This window comes from Prevotella scopos JCM 17725, assembly GCF_018127785.1.
GTDB lineage: Bacteria > Bacteroidota > Bacteroidia > Bacteroidales > Bacteroidaceae > Prevotella > Prevotella scopos.
The window spans coordinates 460,289-477,674 of sequence record NZ_CP072390.1; the positions used below are offsets into that span (position 1 = coordinate 460,289).

Annotated in this window: 14 protein-coding genes; 13 read left to right on the plus strand and 1 reads right to left on the minus strand. The window is 40.0% G+C overall.

Going from position 1 to position 17,386, the window contains the following annotated elements; translation table 11 throughout:
- The first annotated feature begins 378 nt into the window (after nt 1-378).
- The 10 genes from J4856_RS07295 (at nt 379) to J4856_RS07340 (ending at nt 13,556) form a co-directional block, all read left to right on the plus strand.
- Nucleotides 379-2,301: an LptF/LptG family permease gene (locus tag J4856_RS07295; protein ID WP_025837925.1), complete on the plus strand. Its 1,923-nt coding sequence runs from the start codon at nt 379-381 to the stop codon at nt 2,299-2,301.
- A gap of 28 nt (nt 2,302-2,329) precedes the next feature.
- Entirely contained in the window at nt 2,330-3,535 is a 1,206-nt protein-coding gene (locus J4856_RS07300; protein ID WP_025837927.1) for a bifunctional 3,4-dihydroxy-2-butanone-4-phosphate synthase/GTP cyclohydrolase II, read from the plus strand.
- A gap of 779 nt (nt 3,536-4,314) precedes the next feature.
- Nucleotides 4,315-5,508, plus strand: a complete 1,194-nt coding sequence (locus J4856_RS07305; protein ID WP_025837929.1) for a pyridoxal phosphate-dependent aminotransferase — start codon at nt 4,315-4,317, stop codon at nt 5,506-5,508.
- Nucleotides 5,509-5,741: 233 nt separating this feature from the next.
- Nucleotides 5,742-6,581 carry a MotA/TolQ/ExbB proton channel family protein gene (locus tag J4856_RS07310; RefSeq protein WP_025837931.1) on the plus strand — a complete coding sequence of 280 codons (840 nt, stop codon included), beginning with the start codon at nt 5,742-5,744 and terminating at the stop codon, nt 6,579-6,581.
- A gap of 30 nt (nt 6,582-6,611) precedes the next feature.
- Nucleotides 6,612-7,262 carry an ExbD/TolR family protein gene (locus tag J4856_RS07315; RefSeq protein WP_025837933.1) on the plus strand — a complete coding sequence of 217 codons (651 nt, stop codon included), beginning with the start codon at nt 6,612-6,614 and terminating at the stop codon, nt 7,260-7,262.
- A gap of 12 nt (nt 7,263-7,274) precedes the next feature.
- Nucleotides 7,275-7,961 carry an ExbD/TolR family protein gene (locus J4856_RS07320; RefSeq protein WP_025837935.1) on the plus strand — a complete coding sequence of 229 codons (687 nt, stop codon included), beginning with the start codon at nt 7,275-7,277 and terminating at the stop codon, nt 7,959-7,961.
- A gap of 33 nt (nt 7,962-7,994) precedes the next feature.
- Nucleotides 7,995-8,876 carry an energy transducer TonB gene (locus J4856_RS07325; RefSeq protein WP_065367852.1) on the plus strand — a complete coding sequence of 294 codons (882 nt, stop codon included), beginning with the start codon at nt 7,995-7,997 and terminating at the stop codon, nt 8,874-8,876.
- Nucleotides 8,877-8,889: 13 nt separating this feature from the next.
- The gene (locus tag J4856_RS07330) at nt 8,890-9,864 is read left to right on the plus strand and encodes a PstS family phosphate ABC transporter substrate-binding protein (RefSeq protein WP_025837937.1); all 975 of its coding nucleotides are present in this window, start codon (nt 8,890-8,892) and stop codon (nt 9,862-9,864) included.
- A gap of 180 nt (nt 9,865-10,044) precedes the next feature.
- The gene (locus J4856_RS07335; RefSeq protein WP_025837939.1) at nt 10,045-11,460 is read left to right on the plus strand and encodes a tetratricopeptide repeat protein; all 1,416 of its coding nucleotides are present in this window, start codon (nt 10,045-10,047) and stop codon (nt 11,458-11,460) included.
- A gap of 824 nt (nt 11,461-12,284) precedes the next feature.
- Nucleotides 12,285-13,556, plus strand: coding sequence for an MFS transporter (locus J4856_RS07340; RefSeq protein WP_025837941.1), 1,272 nt, complete (start codon nt 12,285-12,287; stop codon nt 13,554-13,556).
- 88 nt (nt 13,557-13,644) lie between these two features.
- Here J4856_RS07340 and mutY read toward each other — a convergent pair whose 3' ends face one another.
- Complete coding sequence (gene mutY / locus J4856_RS07345) at nt 13,645-14,652, minus strand: A/G-specific adenine glycosylase (RefSeq protein ID WP_025837943.1); 1,008 nt, start codon at nt 14,650-14,652, stop codon at nt 13,645-13,647.
- A gap of 197 nt (nt 14,653-14,849) precedes the next feature.
- On the opposite strand from mutY, the gene J4856_RS07350 reads away from it, so the two are divergent.
- The 3 genes from J4856_RS07350 to J4856_RS07360 all read left to right on the plus strand — a co-directional run bounded on the left by J4856_RS07350 (nt 14,850) and on the right by J4856_RS07360 (nt 17,383).
- Entirely contained in the window at nt 14,850-15,221 is a 372-nt protein-coding gene (locus J4856_RS07350; RefSeq protein WP_025837945.1) for a hypothetical protein, read from the plus strand.
- Nucleotides 15,222-15,717: 496 nt separating this feature from the next.
- Nucleotides 15,718-16,314 (plus strand): IMP cyclohydrolase, encoded by a 597-nt coding sequence (locus J4856_RS07355; RefSeq protein WP_065367853.1) that lies wholly within the window; start codon nt 15,718-15,720, stop codon nt 16,312-16,314.
- A 46-nt stretch (nt 16,315-16,360) separates the two neighbouring features.
- Nucleotides 16,361-17,383, plus strand: coding sequence for a rod shape-determining protein (locus tag J4856_RS07360; protein ID WP_025837947.1), 1,023 nt, complete (start codon nt 16,361-16,363; stop codon nt 17,381-17,383).
- The last annotated feature ends 3 nt before the right edge of the window (nt 17,384-17,386 follow it).

Consider the following 17,386-nt stretch of genomic DNA (forward strand, 5'->3'; position numbering starts at 1 on the left):
AAAAACTTTGCGAAAATTAGCATGCGTGGTGCGTTGTTGATGCGGTTGCTCATGTATGCCATGCAGTAGTTCTGACAGCATGTGCGTTATCGGGTTTTATAATGCATGCATGCTAAAAGAGTCTCTTTTTAAATTTTCTTCTTCGTAATAAGACAGAAGAGTAAAATGAGAATAAAATATCTGATGCAGGTTTGTATTCTTAGAGGAAAGACTCAGGTTAAAGAATAAAAATACTAAAAAAGACCATTACTCTGATATTTTTATGTAATTTTGCAAAAGGTAAGATGCAGTTTACAAATTGAAAACAAGATTTCTTTGTTTTTATTTGTTATAGCTTTACGCATAAAATAAGAGAGAAAACGTCTCGTTTTTTATATCATGTTTCGAATCAAGAAGTTAGATATCTTCATTGCCAAGCAGTTTGGCATGCTTTTCATGGGAACATTCTTCATCAGCTTGTTTGTGTTGATGATGCAGTTCTTGTGGCGATATGTTGACGACTTGATTGGAAAAGGATTGTCAATGGACGTTCTTGGACAATTCTTTTGGTATATGAGCTTGATGATGGTGCCACAAGCACTTCCTTTGGCGATTCTTCTTTCATCGCTTATTTCCTATGGTAACCTTGGCGAGAGTTCAGAGTTGACAGCTATTAAGGCTGCTGGTATCTCGTTGATTCAGTCGTTTAGAGGACTGATAGTTATTAGTATTTTTATTGCTTTTGGTTCTTTTTACTTCCAGAATAATGTAGGACCAATCGCGCATAAACACATAGCCCAGCTACTTATCTCTATGAAACAGAAGAGTCCTGAACTGGAAATCCCAGAAGGAATCTTCTATGATGGTATTCCACAAACAAATCTCTACGTAGAGAAGAAAGACTTGAAGACAGGACACCTATATAATATTATGGTGTATCGAATGACGGATAGCTATGAAGATCAAGCTATTATCCTCGCCGACTCGGGCATGTTGCAGTCAACAGTAGATAAGAAACACCTTGTACTTAACCTCTGGAGTGGAGAGTGGTTTGAGAACATGCGTTCGCAAGAAATGGGTAATAGTGCCAGTGTACCTTATCGTCGAGAAACCTTTGCACATAAGCATATTGTCCTTGATTTCGATGGCGATTTCAACCTTACGGATATGGCAGGTATCACAAATGATGCTCGAACGAAAAGCATTCAGAAGATACAGCATGATAAGGACTCCTTAGTGCATGTCTATGATAGTGTGGGTAAAGCCTTCTATAAAGATGCGCAGACGATTTATTACCACGATCCTTATCTCAAAGCCGCACAAAGGAAAGAAGCTATAAAGTTATCAAAAGCAAAGGCTTTCAATGTAGATTCGGTATTTAATAAGTTGCCCGCAGATCAACGACGTTACGTTGTTGATCAAGCTTTGTCAACTGTTCAGCAAGAAGTTAGCGACCTAGATTTTAAGAGTATGATCACCACTGATGGTGACAAGATCATCCGCTTGCATGATATAGAGACTATTAACAAGTTTACATTGGCACTGATATGTATCATCTTCTTCTTTATCGGTGCGCCGCTCGGTGCAATTATTCGAAAAGGAGGATTGGGTATTCCTATCATTATCAGTGTTATTGTGTTCATCATTTTTTATATCCTAGATAATACAGGATATCGAATGGCACGTCAGGGAGACTGGGCAATATGGTTTGGTAAAGGATTGTCTATGGCTGTTCTCATTCCGATGGCAGTGTTCTTTACCTATAAGGCAAATAACGACTCTACAGTATTCAATGCTGATATGTACAGAAATCTGTTGATGAGGATGTTTGGAATACGCATTAAGCGTAGTATTGCAAGTAAGGAAGTTATCTTGCATGACCCTGACTATCGTACAGATGCAGAGAAACTCAACGAATTGAATGTAAGAATTGCAGACTACGCTAAGACGCGCAGGCTGAAGTCTGCTCCTAATATAATAAAGGTATTTTTCCGTTATCATGCGGATCATGTAATAGAGAAGATTAATGATGAACTTGAGAATGTTATTGAAGACTTGAGCAATACACGTAACAAAGTCATCATGACAGAACTAAACAAATACCCGATATTGGCAGTAAAAGCGCATACAAGACCCTTTGACCATAAGTGGTTAAATATTTTTGCAGCAATTATTTTACCAGCAGGTATCTTCTTCTATTTCCGTATGTGGCGTTTCCGTTTACGTCTTTATCGCGATCTTCGTACGATTACGAACTGTAACGAGACGATTATGACAGAGATTCAACGTCTAAAGGAAAAGAAGGAAGCAAAGAGCCTTTGATATAGAAACCATAAAAATCAGTAACAATATGGAAGATTTTAAACTCGATAGCATCGAAGATGCATTGAAAGACTTTCGGGAAGGAAAGTTTGTTATTGTAGTAGATGACGAAGACCGAGAGAATGAGGGTGACCTTATTATGGCAGCAGAGATGATAACGCCAGATAAGGTGAACTTTATGTTGAAGAATGCACGAGGCGTTCTTTGTGTGCCAATTACGCTCTCACGTGCAGAAGAGCTGGACCTACCTCATCAAGTTTCTGATAACACTTCAGTACTTGGGACACCATTCACTGTTACGGTTGACAAGTTGGAAGGATGTTCAACGGGTGTGTCAACTCATGATCGCGCAGAGACAATCAAAGCCTTAGCCGACCCAACTTCAACCCCACAAACCTTTGGACGCCCTGGGCATATCAATCCACTTTATGCTCAAGATAATGGTGTCCTGCGTCGTTCGGGTCATACGGAAGCGGCAGTCGATCTGTGTAAACTTTCTGGCTGTTACCCTGCTGGTGTGCTGATGGAGATTATGAACGAAGATGGTACCATGGCGCGTATGCCCGATTTGCAGAAATGTGCAAAGGAGTGGAATATGAGGATTATCAGTATCAAAGATATTATAGCCTACCGCCTGAAGAACGAGTCAAGTATTGTCGTTGGTGAGGAAGTAGAACTACCGACGGAATATGGCATGTTCCACCTGATTCCTTTCCGTCAAGCAAATGGTTTGGAACACATGGCACTTGTTAAGGGTACCTGGAAAGAGGATGAGCCAGTCCTTGTACGTGTTCATTCATCATGTGCAACGGGTGATATTCTTGGAAGTAAGCGTTGCGATTGTGGAGAGCAACTTCATAAGGCAATGGAAATGATTGAGAAAGAAGGTAAGGGTGTTATCATCTATATGCAGCAGGAAGGACGTGGCATTGGCTTGATGAATAAGATTGCTGCCTATAAGTTGCAAGAACAGGGACTTGACACAGTTGAGGCTAACCTTCACCTTGGTTTCCGACCAGATGAGCGCGATTATGGTTCTGGTGCACAGATGTTGCGCCATCTTGGTATTCATAAGATGCGTTTGATAACGAATAATCCAACGAAGCGAGTTGGCCTTGAAGCTTATGGTTTGGAGATTGAGGAGAATGTTCCAATTGAGATTACTCCTAATACGTTTGATTATCGTTATTTGAAGACTAAACGTGATCGTATGGGGCACGATTTGCACCTATAAGTGATATGAAAACAATAGAATGGTTCTAAATTGAACCTTGTATAAAATCCCACAAAAGAGAGTTGTCATCTCTTTTGTGGGATTTTATTTTTGGCTCTAAGAATTTTTTGCTTATCTGCTAATTGAAACACACAAAATAAAGACACATATTGAGTAGAACTTGACATCAGAAATGATAAGCCTTCCATAAATGAATTGCAAAATGATAGCTTCGGTCTTTATCTTCGATGATGTCAGAAAAGAGTGGAGTAGAGCCTTTTGGTAAAGTGTTTTGTCCTAATATTTCGTCAAACGGTTTTTTGGCGGTTAACAGACTTATAAAAGATGCCCAGTTGAGTTGCAAAAGACGCCCTTTAAAGCTCTAATAGTCGCTCTTTAGGAAGCCAACTTTTTAGGTGCTGTTTTGTAATGCGTTGATAATATGATGGTTATTGTTATACGTTTTCATTCTTGATTGATGATTTTGCTTAACTTTAATGACACTCTTTGTTAAGACAATTCTTAATCTTTGGACCTTAGTTATGGCTTCAGGCTCATTACAATAATGATATTTAAATATAAGTTTTATAGAAGCAAGAAGCTATTTTTATTTTAGATGTGCATAATCTCACTTTATGAATTTGAAGCTCATAATCTTTCGATTGTTCCTAATTCATCAAATGACAAATCGGTACTAAAAATGTTATATAGATAAAATAAAGAAAGGAAAATTGCGTTATTAAAATGAATTTACGTAATTTTGTGAATGAAATCATACACAAAGAAAGATAAAGTTTAAAATGGCACAACTATCAGATCGTTTAAAGCGATTGGCACCTTCTGAAACATTAGCTATGTCGCAGAAGAGTAGTGAATTGAAAGCTCAGGGGATTGATGTTATCAACATGAGTGTGGGCGAACCAGACTTCATGACTCCTAATCATGTAAAGGAGGCAGGCAAAAAAGCTATTGATGATAACTACTCAAAGTATTCTCCTGTTCCTGGCTACCTGATTTTGAGAGAAGCCATTTCAAGAAAACTGAAGAAGGAAAATAATCTTGATTATACTCCCTCGGAGATTATCGTTGGTACCGGCGGTAAGCAAGGTGTTTGTAACACAGTTTTAGCTTTGGTTAATCCTGGTGATGAGGTAATCATCCCAGCTCCATATTGGGTAAGCTACCCACAAATGGTGAAACTTGCCAGTGGTGTTCCTGTCGTTGTGCCTGCTGGTATCGAACAGGATTTCAAGATTACAGCTGAACAATTAGAGGAAGCGATTACTCCTAAGACAAAGTTGATTATTCTTTGTTCACCAAGTAATCCTACAGGAAGTGTCTATTCTTCAGAGGAATTAGAGGCCTTAGCAAAAGTTGTTTTGGCTCATGAGGACTTGTTTATCCTTTCAGATGAGATCTATGAGTACATTAATTATATAGGTGGACATAGCAGTATTGCATCTTGTTCAGGGATGAAAGAGCGAACGATCATCTGCAATGGAGTTAGTAAGGCTTATGCGATGACGGGGTGGCGTATTGGATGGGTGGCTGCACCAGAATGGATTGCGAAGGGACTCAATAAACTACAAGGCCAATATACGTCAGGCACATGCAGTGTTAGTCAGATGGCTGCTGTTGGGGCATACGAGGGTGATCAAACCTGTGTAGCTGGGTTTCGTGAAGCATTCCAACGTCGTCGTGACTTGATTGTAAGTTTGGCAAAAGAGATTCCTGGACTTGAGGTAAATGTGCCACAAGGTGCTTTTTATCTTTTCCCCAAATGTTCTAGCTTCTTTGGAAAGTCTTACGGGAGGCATGTTATTAATACTTCTTCTGATCTTGCAATGTATATTCTTGAAGAAGGAGGCGTTGCAATCGTGGGAGGAGATGCTTTCGGCTCACCAGATTGCTTCCGATTGAGTTATGCGACAAGTGATGAGAATATAAAAGAAGCACTTCGTCGGATTAAAGAAGTACTCTCAAAACTAAAATAAGTGTCAAATAGCTGCGCTGATAGTAATATAAAGATGAGAGAAACTGTGAATTTCTAATTGTTAAATGTTATTAATCGTGTCTGTAGTTTTCTTTTAATTACTATCTTTGCGGAGATAAAGTAGCTATGGTCATTCTCCGTTTATGGTAATGATTACACACAAAGAGTTATAAATCAGAAAGATATTAACAAATTAATTCAATAATAACCTAAAAATTAAAATTTTATCAAATTATGGCAACTACACAACAAAAACCAGCCCCAAAGAAACAGTCTGAGGGCTTCACAGGAGTTAGAGGCGCATTTTGGATTATCGTCGTTTGCGCTGTCGTTGCGTTCACATTGTTCTACACATGGTTCGGCAATCCAATGCACTTCCAGGATGGAGCTGCACGTGAAAACCCAGCTGACGTATGGGGTACAATCTTTAAGGGTGGCGTAGTCGTACCTGTTATCCACACACTCTTGTTAACAGTGCTCGCTATGTCTATCGAACGCTGGATGGCTTTGAAGACTGCTTTCGGTAAGGGTTCACTTCCAAAGTTCGTTGCAAACATCAAGGCTGCTCTTAACGCTAATGACCTTGCTAAGGCTAATCAGCTATGCGATCAGCAGAAGGGTTCTGTAGCAAATGTTGTTAAGGCTTCATTGAATGCTTACAAGGATATGGAGAGTGGTGCTAATGTAAACTTGAAGAAGGCTCAGAAGGTAGCTAAGATTCAGCAGGCTCACGAAGAGGCAACACAGCTTGAGATGCCAACTCTGACAATGAACCTCCCTATCATTGCTACTCTTGTAACTCTTGGTACACTTACTGGTCTTCTCGGTACTGTAACCGGTATGATCAAGTCGTTCTCTGCTCTTGCTGCAGGTGGTGGTGCTGACTCAGCTGCACTTTCTGCTGGTATTTCTGAGGCGTTGATCAACACTGCATTCGGTATCGCAACATCTTGGTGTGCAGTAGTATCTTATGGCTACTACTCTAACAAGGTTGACAAGTTGACTTTCGCCCTCGACGAGGTTGGTTATTCTATCGCTCAGACATACGAAGTAAACCACACAGACGAGGCTTAATTTTTGCTGACCCTTTAAAAATTTATCGCTATGGGTAAAGTAAAAGTTAAGAAGAGTGACACTTTTATCGACATGACGCCTATGTCAGACGTTATGACCCTGTTGCTTACCTTCTTTATGCTGACATCTACATTCGTTAAGAATGAGCCAGTGAAGGTAAATACTCCAGGTTCAGTGTCTGAATTAAAGGTGCCTGAGAATGGTGTCCTGACAATTCTCGTTAGTCCTGAAAAAGGACCTAATGGTACGCCTACAGGTGAAGGCCAGGTCTTTTTAAGCTACGATAATACTAATGAATTAGGTCAAATCGTAGATAATATGGGCATAACATTGACTCCTGCACAAAAGAAGACTTTTGTTGCTGAGTCCACATTTGGTGCTCCACTCGACAAGCTGGCTGCTTATTTGTCAAAGCCAGCAGCAGAGCGTGGCAAAGAACTCCCTAAAATGGGTATTCCTCTCGATAGTATCCAAGGACAGGAGATGACAGAGTTCCAACAGTGGGTTAACGCAGCCCGCCAGGTGAACCCTAAGGTTAGACTTGCTATCAAGTCCGACGCTGATTCTCCTTATGGTACCGTTAAGAAGGTAATGAGCGAACTCCAGGATATGGATGAGAGCCATTACTACATGATCACACAGTTGGACGCTAAAAAGGCTGCACAGGCAGCTAATAAGTAAGGAGATCAAAGTATGGAAATGATGGATACAGGAAAAGAAGGCGGCAAGCAGAAGAAGATGACCGTCCGCGTAGATTTTACGCCGATGGTGGATATGCTTATGTTGCTGATTACCTTCTTCATGCTTTGTACTTCACTTAGCAAGCCTTCAACTATGGAGTTGACGATGCCAAGTAATGATAAGACGCAGAATGAACAGCAGAAGAATGAAGCCAAAGAGTCACACTCTATTACTATTTACATTGCTGATGGAGATAAAATCTTCTATGGTAATGGTAAACCAGAGTATGATAACGCTAATTGGCTGAAGCCTGCCGATTGGAGTAACACCGAAAAAGGCATTCGCTACGTTCTTCAGCATAAGGAAGTGGGTGACCCTTCTACAGGTGAGGCTATCACTATCCCTTATAAGGATATGGATATCGCTGTGAAGGAACTGACTCGTAAGAAGCAGGCTAACCCAAAGACTTATCCAGATAGTCTTTATCAGGCTGATATTGCTGCTATTAAAGCTGGTTTAATTAATGGCAAGAAGGTTTCTACCATGACTGTCATTATCAAGCCAACTGATAAAGCATCTTATCGTCATTTGGTTGACATCCTCGATGAAATGCAGATTTCATATATTGGAACTTACGTCATTGACAAGCTGACAGACCAAGACAAGGCTCTCTTAGCCAAGAAGGGTATCAAGGCTTAATCACTGATTCGTAAACAATTAAAGAAAAAAACAATGGCAAAAATAGATTTATGCGATCCTAAATGGGTTGACATGGTGTTCGCCGACAGAAATAAGGAGTACGGTGCATATAAGCTTCGTAAAACAGTTTCTCAGCGTAACATCAAAGCTTTAGCTATTCTGCTTTGTGCTGCATTCCTCGGTGGTGGTTACTTAGCTTATCAGATTAAGAAGCACAACGACGAATTGGCTGCTCAAGCTGAGTATGCTGCAAAGATGGAGTTGGCTGCATTAGAACAAGCTAAGAAGGAACAAGCTGAACGTAAAAAGCAGCAGAAGAAGGAAGAACCAAAGAAGATTGAACCAGAAAAGGTGGTTCCAGAAACTCGTGCAACTGTTAAGTTTACTGCACCTGTCATCAAGGATGATAAGGACGTAAAGGAAGAGATGCCTCCAATGGTCAAGATGAACAAGGAAACCAAGGCTGTAGGTGTTGAGAACAAGGAAGGTACGGAAGATCGTACTGAAGTTGCTGCTCGTAGCACTGTAGCTACTCCTGAACAGATTGTACCAAAGATTGAAAAGCCTGTTGTCGAAGCTCCAAAACCAGAGCCAAAGCAAGAGGTTGAAAATAAGGTCTTCACAGTAGCAGAGGTAATGCCTTCATTCCCTAATGTAAATGCGTGGTTGGCTTCACATATCCAATACCCAGCAGTAGCAGCAGAGAATGGTGTGCAGGGACGAGTTATCGTTAAGTTCGTTGTAGGACGTGATGGTAGTGTTAGTCAGGCGCAGATTGTTCGCGGTGTTGATCAAGCACTCGACCGTGAGGCTCTTCGTGTTGTTAACAGCATGCCAAAGTGGTCTCCAGGTATGAACAATGGTCAGCCTGCAAACGTTTGGTTTACTCTTCCAATTACCTTCAAACTGCAATAAAAAGCAAATTTATATGAATAGATCCAGATTCTACATAGCAGTAGGATTGATGTTATCCTTTGTTTTTCTTCTGTCCTCTTGTGGACAGAAGAAAAATAAGGATGGCAGAACAGATACACCGACGTCAGGGACGATTAAGTTCGCCTCTGACGAAAGTTTTAGTCCTATTATCGAGGAATTGTTACAGAATTATCAGTTCCGCTACCCATTAGCTCACTTGTTGCCTATCTATACAGATGACAATAAGGGCATGCAACTTCTTCTTGATCAGAAAGTGAATCTTTTCTTCACTTCTCACGTATTGACAAAGGGCGAAGATGCACTTTTACAAGAAAAAGGTCCTATCCCTGCGGTTTTCCCGATAGGATATGATGGAATTGCTTTCATTGTTAACAATACAAATGTAGACTCTTGCATAACCGTTACCAATGTTAAGAAAATTCTAAGTGGTCAGATTACAAAATGGAATCAGTTGAACCCAAAGAATGAAAAGGGGAATATTGAAGTTGTTTTTGATAATAAAGCATCAGCAACTTTGCATTATGTAGTTGACTCTATTTTAGGTGGAAAAAATATCAAGAGTGAGAACATTGTTGCTGCAAGTAACAGTAAGTCGGTTATTGACTATGTTCATAAAACTCCTAACGCTATAGGTGTTATTGGGTCAAACTGGTTGAATGACCATCGTGACTCTACCAACACAACTTTTAAGAAAGATATTAGAGTAGTAGGTCTCTCACAAGCCTCTGTTGCCCAACCTGCTAATAGCTGGCAGCCTTATCAGGCTTACTTGTTGGATGGTAGATATCCTTTTGTAAGGACTATCTATGCTCTTGTGGCAGACCCGCACAAAGCTCTGCCTTGGGCATTTGCAAATTTCGTCACTAATCCTATTGGTCAGAAGATTATCTTTAGGGCTGGTCTCTTACCATATCGAGGTGACATTACTATTCGTGATGTTCATGTCTCGACTGCAACAGATCAATAAGTGATAGCTAATAGTTTAAGCATCATAAGCGATTCATGAATTAAAAGTGTAACTTTTAGTTATGTAAGGTTAGCATTGCTTATAATATAAATTTTAACATACTTATTTTATTAAACGATTTTTCATTATAAGCGTCTTATTATAAAGGTTCACAGAAATATAAATTATAGGGATAGAATTATGAAGACAAAGAAATATTTGATAGCTGGAGCTTTGATGTTGGCAATGTCAACTCCGGCATTGGCACAGGAGGTAAATTATGCAGTTGCACTTAAACCTATTGTTGCTGCCATCGAAGCTGCACCTAATGATCCAAAAGCAGCAAAGGATTTGATCAAAGAGTATCAGAAGAATTTTAAGAAGAGTGAAGAAGCTATTGTTGCTTTAGGTAACGTTTATCTTTTGCAGCATAATTACGATGCAGCAACAGAGATTGCTAATAACGTTATTAACAATAAGAAATTTAATGGTAGTTTAGCCTATGTACTTCTTGGTGACATTGCTGCGCTTAAAGACTCTATCGGAAACGCAGGTGCTGCTGCTACACAGTATCAGAATGCAATCACTGTAGATCCACAGAACGTAACAGCTTACGAGCGTTATGCAAAGGTTTTCCGTCATGTTAATGCAAAGGTTGCCGTTCAGAAACTTGAAGAGTTGAGAAAGGTTAAGCCTGACTACCCAGTAGAAGCAACTGCTGCTGAAATCATGCTTGGCGATGGTAAGTATAAAGAGGCATTAGAGTGGTATGCAAAGGCTAATCCAGCTAATATGTCTGAGGACAACTTCTATAATTATGGTTTTGCGGCTTACATCACAAAGGACTATCAAAGAGCTTTGGATGTTGCGAAGCAGGGTTTGCAAAAGTTCCCAAATAGTGAGTATCTGAGTCGTATTGCTATGATGGCATCAGTTGAGTTGAAGGATTATGCTTCAGCGATTGACTATGGTAAGACTGTGTTTGCCGGTTCTGGTAAGAAAGTTGCTAATGACTACGATGTTTGTGCAAAGGCCCTCTGTGGTGCTCAGCAGTACGATGAGGCCATTAGCACCATTAATAAGGCACTTGAGCTTGATAAAAACAATATAGAGCCTTTGAAGACATTGGCAGCAATTTATGCTGCACAGGGAAATGAGGATAAGTCACTTGAAGTTCAGCAAGAGTATCTTTCAAAGAGCAAGAAGGCCACAAACAATGACTGGGCAACACTTGCTAACACTTATGTTGCTAAGGCTGAGGGCATAACAGATCGTGCAGCCAAGAATGCTGTTCTTGCAAAGGCACTTGATGTTTACGAGCAGATGGTTGCAAAGTTTCCAACAATCTCTGACTGGGTATGGTTGAATCAGGCTAATGTAGCTCAATTGATGAACGATCCTGATAAGGTAGCTGATATTTATCAGAAGGTGGCTGCTTATGAAGAAGCTAAACCAACTCTCGATGAGGATAGCAAGAGTTACTTGGAGAACGTTTACTACGGTCTCGGTTATTATCACTCAAAGAAGGGTAACAAGCAGCTTGCTGATGAATACTTTAACAAAGTGCTGAAGGTTAATCCTAACAACGAAGGAGCAAAGAAGGCATTGGGTATGTAATTATCTGAAGCATTCATAATAGAAAAGGGCGATGGTCATAATGACTATTGCCCTTTATCTATTAATCCTCAGTTCTTTCAAGGCTTCCTTTTCTTTTATAACTAACCATATTTGATAGCTCTTTTAGGAGTTTATATTTAAGAAAAGCTTTTTCATTTTTGCAGTCTATATTTGGCTCGAGTGTGATTAAACGAGACAGATAAATCGTTTCTCTGTTAGAATTCATTTGATATGAATTGCTAATATGTGAATGACAATTGAGAATGCATAAAACTAGACTATGAATCTTGATATTTTTCATTTTTATATGAAGAAGGAAGCATGTCACTTTGGTTTACTATCGTATATCACCTTTGTCAGTGTTATGCTTCCTTATCGTGTTACTCTAGGTTTCTCTATGTGCAATAGAGGGGGTAGAGTGTATTAGAGTCATCTTGTTGCAAGATATTAAGTCCAAAGAAATGGACGAGGTTGGTAAATGAAACAAAATTAAGTTTCAATACTTTCGTTCACAAAGATAAGATATTTGTTTCATTTCATCTTTCAAGAAATGCGAAAATCATTCATTTATACTGTATAAATCGTCTTTAATTTTATTCCACACCGATATCCTATGTGATTTTCGTTATTTTTATGTATCTTTGTCATCGTTTGAAAAGACACAAAAGTAAATAAGTTTTGCTATTTGTTTTGTCAACATCATTTTGTAAATCCTTTGCTTACATGTATCGTGTATTTTGTGAAGGCATCTTGTCGTTGACTATACATAGCTGACAGCTCACTACTATTGGTGACAACAACAGAATTCATAAACGCCACAGAAATTGAAAACAGAACGAAAGATTAGTCCGTGGGCATGGATACCTTCACTTTATTTTGCAGAAGGCTTACCTTATATTGCCGTAACTATTTTGTCCCTTCAAGTCTATATGCAGATGGGACTGTCAGATGCTGAAGTCACCTTTTATACGTCTTGGCTTTATCTCCCATGGGTCATAAAACCATTATGGAGTCCGTTCCTTGACTTGGTAAAAACCAAACGTTGGTGGATAATTATAATGCAAGTGCTTGTGGGTGCAGCTTTTGCAGGTGTTGCCTTTACGGTAAATACCTCATTATGGCTTCAGGGAACAATCTGTTTCTTTTGGTTATTAGCGTTTAGTAGTGCTACACACGATGTTGTTGCTGATGGATTCTATATGATGGGACTTGATCAACATGAACAAGCTTTTTTTGTAGGTATTCGTTCAACGTTTTATCGGATTTCGATGGTTGTGGGAAAGGGAGGATTAATTGCACTTGCAGGTTTCCTACATAAGACGTTTGATATACAATGGACATGGTCACTTGTCTTTTATGGCTTGACTGGGCTTTTTATCGGCCTCGCCCTCTATCATCGTATAATTCTTCCGCGTCCCTCCGAAGATACAGATAAGGAACAAGTTTCAGCTAGTCAGTTGTTTTGCAGTTTTGGAAAAACTTTTGTTTCTTTCTTCAAGAAGGAACAAGCATTAACGACAATCTGTTTCTTATTGCTTTTCCGTTTACCAGAGGCTTTGATTATTCCTATTTCTCAGCTTTTCCTACAAGCACCTGTAAGTAAAGGAGGATTGGCACTTTCTGAAATAGAATATGGTACGGTGAATGGTGTCGTTGGCGTAGCAGGTCTTCTGATAGGTGGTATTATTGGAGGTATGGTAATCAGTCGCGATGGTCTGAAACGTTGGATATGGTCGATGACAGCTGCCATAACTTTGCCTAACATAGCCTATGTTTATCTTGCTTATATGCTTCCTGATAATATTATTGCAATAAGCTTGGCGGTATTTATTGAGAATTTTGGTTATGGTTTCGGCTTTAGTGCTTATATGCTCTTTATGATTTATTTCAGTCAAGGTGAACATAAAACTAGCCATTATGCGCTTTGTACAGGTTTTATGGCGTTGTCAATGATGGTTCCAGGCTTATTTGCGGGTGCTTTGGCACAGGCAGTGGGTTATAAATGGTTTTTCGTTATCGTGATGATTGTTTGTGTCTTCCCTTTCTTGGTTGCTCATCGGCTGCGTATAGATGGGGATTTTGGGAAGAAGGCATAGCTGGAAGTGGGCTGGACTAGAAGCCTAGGTTACGAGTCGGTGTCTTGTTGTAGCGAACCATGGGGATATATTGCTTGCCGCTAGGGGACTATTGGGTGGAAATCTCTTTTAGAAGAATCTCAATGAGGCGAGGTAAAGCATAATTGTCGATATCTTGTTTGTTAATCCAGATGAAGTCTGAGGGAAGTTGTGGACGTACCTTTGGCAGCCAAAGATAGATATCAGCTAGGAGAATCTGATGGGTCAGTATGTGTTTTACTCCTTTTCGTAAAAGCAGAGCATCTTTAGCCCAAACCGATTCTTTAGAAGATGCAAGCTGTTGTGCTTCTGGTAGTTCCCATAATCCTTGCCAAATGTCTCCTGCACCTCGTTGATGGATGGCTATTTCCCCTTCTACTTCAATGTATAGATAAGTGAAATGACGTTCTCGTTGTTTCACTTTTTTTATTTTTACAGGTAGTTCGTTAATGCGTTGTTCACGAAAGGCTATACAGCTTTCGCATAGCGGGCAAGTTGTGCAGCGGGGGGAAGTAGGTGTACATTGAATGGCACCAAAGTCCATGATTGCTTCGTTGTAATTTGCAGGTTCATTTATCGGTAAAAGAGACTGAGCTAATACTTGAAACTCCTTTTTCCCTTTGGTGCTGTCAATAGGTGTTTCAATTCCATAATAGCGGGAAAGTACACGATAGACATTGCCATCTACCACAGCCTCTGGTTTACCAAAAGCGATAGAAGCTATGGCAGCTGCAGTATAGTCGCCAACACCTTTTAGCATCTTTAGTTCCTTAAAAGTTTGTGGGAACCCACCCATCTTAACAACCTGCTGTGCGGCAGAATGTAGGTTCCTAGCACGAGAATAGTAGCCCAAGCCTTGCCAAGCTTTCAATACGTCATCCTCTGCGGCGGCAGCAAGTTCGTTGACGGTAGGCCATTGTGCCATAAATCGTTTCCAATAACTCATTCCTTGTGAGATGCGCGTTTGCTGTAAAATAATCTCACTAAGCCAAATAGCATAAGGATTTTCTGTTTCGCGCCAAGGTAAAGAGCGCCCGTTACTTTTGAACCATTTAAGTAGAGTTGCTGCAAAATTCATAACGCAAAGGTAGTTAAAAAGTGGAAAACAAATGAAAAGTTATGTCGAGTTTTGTTGGTGAAATCATTATTATTTCCTATTTTTGCCATGACTATTATCCTTAAAAGGCGTAACTTGACGCTACTTCTGAAGTAAACTGTATTATAAATACAAGTTAAGGATAAGGATTTTTATTGTAAAAATAGCGGGTATAAAAGATGAGAAAAAAGGTAAAGAAAGTACTAATGGGACTTGCTCTTATTGTAGCAATGCTAACAGTAAGCTCATGTGCAACACGTGAGTCAGCTATTAACGACTTAGAGAGATTTTCATACGAACTGCGTGATAACAGTCAGTACTATACTGCTAGGAAGTGGCGTAGAGCCATCGATAAGTTCGGAAGTATTCGTCGTGAGATTTCACGCCATGACTATACTGTTGCTGAACGCCAGCGCATTGGTAAGCTTGAGGGCGATTGTGCTCGTTATATGGTACGAGGTGCTAAGGATGGCGTAATGAATAGTGTGTTTGGTCTTGGAAGTGAGATACAAGGGATATTAGATGCATTTGGTGTCAAAGTGAAAGAATAAGGATTGATAGAATTATATAAGGGCACCAGAAAATGCACTTTAGTTCATAAGAAGTACAACTTTAAGAAGATAAAATGGCTCTATAACGAATCGTGTGAGTAATTTGTTATAGAGCCTAAAATGTTGTCGAAAAGTATAGCCTCGAACTAAACAAAACTCTAGACGGACCTTAGTTTTAAAACGCTTAACTCACATTAAATCCCTACCCTTCCATATACAGTAATGGTGTTAACCCTTCGCACATGTGGTGCATACCATCCGCACCATAAGTGTTAAGCACCCGCACCATATGTGCTAAGCACCCGCACCAAACATGTGGAATATCAACACATAACCCATGCAATGCGTTATAGATCCGATAAAATAAAACAAAAGGTAGAAGCTTATTAGACATTAATCAATTAGTTGACAACCTTTTGTTTTTTTTTGATTTAAAATATTGTTTAGTCGCTTATAATTAGTAACTTTGCAAATCAAATCCATAAAATGTTTTACAATGGCTGGTAAAAAACAAATTAAGACTGCTCTTATTTCGGTCTTTCACAAAGATGGACTTGAGGATTTGCTCAAGAAGTTAGACGAAGAAGAGGTGAAGTTTCTTAGTACAGGTGGTACACACGAATTCATAGAATCATTAGGTTATCCATGTCAGAAGGTTGAAGACCTTACTTCTTATCCTTCAATTCTCGGTGGACGTGTAAAGACCCTTCATCCAAAGGTCTTTGGAGGTATTCTTTCTCGCCGTGATAATGAAGGTGATCAGGCACAGATGCAGAAATATGAAATACCTTTCATTGATCTTGTTATCGTAGATCTTTATCCTTTTGAGCAGACAGTTGCCAGTGGTGCCAGCGCTGACGAAATCATTGAGAAGATAGATATTGGTGGCATATCGTTAATTCGTGCAGGAGCAAAGAACTTTAAGGATGTTGTTATCGTGCCAAGTAAGGCTGAGTATCCTGTGTTGCTACAAATTTTAAATACGAATGGTGCACAGACAGATATTGAAGATCGTAAGATGTTCGCAGAGCGTGCATTTGGTGTTAGTAGCCACTACGATGCTGCAATTCATAGTTGGTTTGCAACTGAATAAGAGCAAATAAACAAGAAATAAACATTTACAAAATACACATATATTAATGGGATTATTTTCATTTATCCAGGAAATTGCTATGGACCTTGGGACGGCAAACACAATTATTATCAGTGATGATAAGATTGTTGTTGATGAGCCGTCAGTAGTAGCACTGGACCGTCGCACAGATAAGATGATTGCTGTGGGTGGTGATGCAAAGATGATGTACGAGAAGGAACATCCCAATATTCGTACAATCCGCCCTTTGCGCGACGGAGTTATCGCTGACTTTACAGCTTGTGAGCAGATGATGCGTGGACTTATAAAGATGGTTCACAGCGGTAATCGTTTCTTCTCACCTTCATTGCGTATGGTAATTGGTGTTCCATCAGGTTCTACTGAAGTGGAGCTTCGTGCCGTTCGTGATTCAGCAGAGCATGCAGATGGTCGTGATGTTTACCTTATATTTGAGCCAATGGCAGCTGCTCTTGGTATGGGGCTTGATGTAGAGGCCCCAGAGGGTAACATGATTGTTGATATCGGTGGTGGTAGCACTGAGATTGCTGTAATCTCTTTGGGTGGTATTGTATGTAATAACTCTATCCGTGTAGCTGGTGATGACCTCACTGCAGATATTCAGGAATATATGAGTCGTCAGCACAATGTGAAGGTCAGTGAGCGTATGGCAGAGCGTATTAAGCTCCATGTAGGTTCTGCGCTGACAGACCTTGGTGATGAAGCTCCAGAGGATTACATTGTACATGGTCCTAATCGCATCACAGCTCTTCCTATGGAGGTTCCTGTATGCTATCAGGAGATTGCTCATTGTCTTGATAAGACCGTTGCAAAGATTGAGAATGCTGTTCTTTCAGCATTGGAGAACACTCCACCTGAGCTTTATGCTGACATCGTAAAGAATGGTATCTATCTCAGTGGAGGTGGTGCTTTGCTTCGTGGTGTCGACAAGCGTCTGACTGATAAGATTAATATTCCATTCCATATTGCTGAAGACCCATTGCACAGTGTGGCTAAGGGTGCAGGCATTGCATTGAAGAACGTAGATCGCTTCTCGTTCTTGATGAGATAAAAC

Coding starts and splice junctions, on each gene's coding strand:
- J4856_RS07360 (WP_025837947.1), top strand. CDS start 16,361: ATGGGATTATTTTCATTTATCCAGGAAATTGCTATGGACCTTGGGACG.
- J4856_RS07310 (WP_025837931.1), top strand. CDS start 5,742: ATGGCAACTACACAACAAAAACCAGCCCCAAAGAAACAGTCTGAGGGC.
- J4856_RS07325 (WP_065367852.1), top strand. CDS start 7,995: ATGGCAAAAATAGATTTATGCGATCCTAAATGGGTTGACATGGTGTTC.
- J4856_RS07350 (WP_025837945.1), top strand. CDS start 14,850: ATGAGAAAAAAGGTAAAGAAAGTACTAATGGGACTTGCTCTTATTGTA.
- J4856_RS07320 (WP_025837935.1), top strand. CDS start 7,275: ATGGAAATGATGGATACAGGAAAAGAAGGCGGCAAGCAGAAGAAGATG.
- J4856_RS07300 (WP_025837927.1), top strand. CDS start 2,330: ATGGAAGATTTTAAACTCGATAGCATCGAAGATGCATTGAAAGACTTT.
- J4856_RS07315 (WP_025837933.1), top strand. CDS start 6,612: ATGGGTAAAGTAAAAGTTAAGAAGAGTGACACTTTTATCGACATGACG.
- J4856_RS07330 (WP_025837937.1), top strand. CDS start 8,890: ATGAATAGATCCAGATTCTACATAGCAGTAGGATTGATGTTATCCTTT.
- J4856_RS07335 (WP_025837939.1), top strand. CDS start 10,045: ATGAAGACAAAGAAATATTTGATAGCTGGAGCTTTGATGTTGGCAATG.
- J4856_RS07295 (WP_025837925.1), top strand. CDS start 379: ATGTTTCGAATCAAGAAGTTAGATATCTTCATTGCCAAGCAGTTTGGC.
- mutY (WP_025837943.1), bottom strand. CDS start 14,652: ATGAATTTTGCAGCAACTCTACTTAAATGGTTCAAAAGTAACGGGCGC.
- J4856_RS07305 (WP_025837929.1), top strand. CDS start 4,315: ATGGCACAACTATCAGATCGTTTAAAGCGATTGGCACCTTCTGAAACA.
- J4856_RS07355 (WP_065367853.1), top strand. CDS start 15,718: ATGGCTGGTAAAAAACAAATTAAGACTGCTCTTATTTCGGTCTTTCAC.